This window comes from Stenotrophomonas pictorum JCM 9942, assembly GCF_001310775.1.
GTDB classification, from domain to species: domain Bacteria; phylum Pseudomonadota; class Gammaproteobacteria; order Xanthomonadales; family Xanthomonadaceae; genus Stenotrophomonas; species Stenotrophomonas pictorum.
This window is the reverse complement of sequence record NZ_BAZI01000590.1, coordinates 1-1250: the sequence shown is the minus strand read 5'-3', so window position 1 is coordinate 1250 and position 1250 is coordinate 1. Positions and strand designations below refer to the sequence as shown.

The window sequence follows — 1250 nt, the reverse complement described above, 5'->3', positions numbered from 1 at the left end:
GCCGGGCCGGCGAGCCGGCCGATGGCGGCAATGCGGCCGCCGTTGATGGCCACATCGGCGCGGACCGCGGGCCGGTCGTTGCCATCGAAGACGAGGGCGTTGCGGATAAGGAGCTCGTACACGGATCAGTCGCCCAGGGGCAGGCGCGAATCGCCGCCGCGGTAGCGGTCCAGCGCCAGCTTGATGCGGCGCAGGTGCTCGTGGTTGTCGCTGGCGTTGTTGAGCGCGACGGTGGTGGCCAGCACGTCGATGGCCAGCATCATCGCGTAGCGCGAGGCCGAGGGTTTGAACACGAAATCCGTTTCCTCGATGCTGATCGGCAGCAGCCAGTCGCTGCGTTCGGACAGCAGCGTGTCGGCGCGGGTGATGGCGCCCACGCGCGCGCCATAGGTACGGGCGATGTCGATGGCCGAGACGATCTCCGGGGTGATGCCGCTGACCGACAGGGCCAGCACCACATCCTTCGGACCGAGGGTTGCGGCGATCATCTTCATCGTGACCGCGTCGCTGCAGGCCGAGATCGGCAGGCCGAAACGCATCAGCCGGTTCTGCATCTCCTGCGAGAACACGGTCGAGCAGCCACCGATGCCGAACACATGGATGCGCCGGGCCTGGCACAACGCGTCGGCCAGATCCTGCACCACGCTTTCCTTCAGGTTGGCCAGGTTGTGGCGCAGGCTGGCTTCGATGTCATCGCAGATCTGCGCATACAGGGCTGAGACCGGCGGCGCGTTCTGCTGTTCGAGGAAGCGCTTGCCGACCGCGCCGGCCGAGGCCAGGCGGGCGCGCAGTTCGCGCACGTGTTCGCAGCCCAGGGTCTTGGCAAATCGCGAGATGGCCGCGGCACTGACGTCGGCGCGATCGGCCAGCTCGGTGACACCGTACTGGGCGGCAGCGTCCACATCGGCAAGGATGGTGTGGGCGATGCGGGCTTCGACCGGGCTGAATTCATGCAGCCGCTGGCGTAGTTCGTAGACGATATCGAACATGGTGGAGGTCATCGGTTCAGAGCACCGCGGCAAGGGCCATCACCAGCAGCAGCGCGGTGATGGAGATGAGGGTTTCAAGCACGGTCCAGGTCTTGAAGGTCTGGGCCACGCTCATGTTGAAGTATTCCTTGACCAGCCAGAAGCCACCGTCATTGACGTGTGACAGCACAACCGAGCCGGCGCCGGTGGCCAGCACCAGCAGTTCCGGGTGCGGATAGCCCAGCGCGGCGGCGATCGGGGCGACGATGCCCGAGGCGGTGG

At 66.5% G+C, this 1250-nt stretch carries 2 protein-coding genes; both read right to left on the bottom strand.

From position 1 onward, the window contains the following. Positions 1 to 125: 125 nt before the first annotated feature. A complete protein-coding gene (locus JCM9942_RS16300) occupies positions 126 to 1001 on the bottom strand; it encodes a MurR/RpiR family transcriptional regulator (RefSeq protein WP_199398882.1) in 876 nt (291 codons plus the stop codon). 4 nt (positions 1002 to 1005) lie between these two features. Next, positions 1006 to 1250 (bottom strand): GntP family permease (locus JCM9942_RS16295; protein WP_218185517.1); only part of this gene is annotated, 245 nt, incomplete at its 5' end.